The sequence below is a fragment of the Streptomyces sp. NPDC002790 genome (genome assembly GCF_040295505.1).
Classification (GTDB): domain Bacteria; phylum Actinomycetota; class Actinomycetes; order Streptomycetales; family Streptomycetaceae; genus Streptomyces.
The window spans coordinates 1-1638 of the sequence record NZ_JBEOVM010000239.1 but is presented as its reverse complement, the minus strand read 5'-3'; the positions used below and the strand labels follow the sequence as shown (position 1 = coordinate 1638).

Annotated in this window: 1 protein-coding gene and 1 pseudogene; both read right to left on the bottom strand. The window is 69.9% G+C overall.

Annotated elements, in window-relative coordinates:
- Window positions 1–1262 (bottom strand): putative type IV secretion/conjugal transfer ATPase (locus ABT004_RS36300; RefSeq protein ID WP_351346118.1); only part of this gene is annotated, 1262 nt, incomplete at its 3' end.
- Between the two features lie 46 nt (window positions 1263–1308).
- Window positions 1309–1638 (bottom strand): annotated as a pseudogene (locus ABT004_RS36295) (hypothetical protein); the annotation flags it as partial.

Genomic DNA, 1638 nt, shown 5'->3' with positions numbered 1-1638 from the left:
GCGTCGCCGGCGGTGAGCAGGTCGGACAGGCGGTGGATGACCATCAAGTTGGCGATGCCCAGACCGCGGGACAGCTTCCACTGGGACTGCATGCGTGCGAGGAGGCCGGGGTGGCGCATCAGGCGCCAGGCTTCGTCGTAGACGATCCAGCGCCGCCCGCCGTTGGGGTCGGACAGCGCGGATTCCATCCATGCGGAGGCGCAGGTCATGGCGAGGACGAGGGCGGTGTCGTCGCCGGACCCGCCCAGGCGGGACAGGTCGATGGTCAGCATGGGCGAGTTCGGGTCGAACACGACGGTGGAGGGTGCGTCGAACATGCCGGCCAGATCGCCATGCACCAGCCTGCGCATGGCGTGGGCCAGGTCGCGGGAGGCATCGCCGAGGCGGCCGGACATGACGCCGCCGACTCGGTCCAGTTCATCGGGGTTGTTGAGGGTCGCAGCGATGTCGCCGAGCAGCGGGGTGCGACCGCTCGCTGCGGCCTGGGCGACGACGGCGTCCAGGGCGACATCGAGACCGGTGTGTTCCATCGGCAGCAGGTCCCGCCCGAGCACGGTGCGGGCCAGCGATCCGAGCAACAGCAGGCGGCGCTTGCGGATCTCGCCTGCCCAGTCGGCTTCCGAGACGCTGTTGGGCCGCGGGGCGGCGTCCAGCGGGTTGAGTTTGCCGGGCAGTCCCGGTCCGAGGGCGATGGAGGTGCCGCCCAGCGCCTGTGCCACGGGCGTCCATTCGCCCTTGGGGTCGCACGGGACGTAGACCCGGTAGCCGAAGGCGATCGAGCGCAGCGCGAAGGACTTGGCGAGTGCCGACTTGCCCTGTCCGATCACTCCGGCCAGCAGGACGTTGGGGTTGGTGAAGCCCTCGATGCGGCCATAAAGCGCAAACGGATCGAAGCAGAAGGACGCTTCGGCGTGCACGTCGCGGCCGATGTAGATGCCCTCGGCGCCGAGCCCGCCCTCGGCGAGGAAGGGATACGCGCCGGACGCGGTGGCGGTGGTCATGCGGTGCGCAGGCAGTCTGATCTTGTTGCTGCGGGAGGACGCGGGGCCGGGGCGTCCGGCCGGCGGGAAAAGCGGCGCCGGCATCTCGTGCTCGTCCGCGTCGGATCCGCCGGAATGGGCGGCTGCTTCGGTGCGTGCCTTCGCGGTGGCTTCGGCGAGCTGTCGCCGGGCGGTTTTACGGGCGGCGCGATCCGTGCCGTGCGGGGTGAACAGCGGGCTGGCGCTGGCTCGGCGGGCGCGGCGCGCGGGCCGGTGGCTCATGGCGGATTGGCTTTCACGTGAAGGGGGTCAGGACGCAGTGCGCGGGTCAGACGCGCGGGGAGGCGCTGAACAGCAGCGGCTTGCGATAGCCCTGACCGTCGCCGGACCAGTCCAGCTCGATGTAGCCGTCCGCGAGGTACTGGTATCGGCCGCTCGCCTTGGACTTGAGCGTCCCCGTCTCGTAGGACCCGTTGCCGTTGCCGCTGCTGTGTTCGAGGGCGTTCTCCAGGCCCGTGTAGTTGGCGTACTTCACGACCGGGTCCGTGCCGGCGGTGGACTTTTTGGTCTGCAGGTGGAACCTCGCCTTGTTGAAGGTGAGGCTGGTGTGCTGGTTGCTCGCGTAGGGGCCGTCCCAGTTGACCGTGGCGGTGGTGTA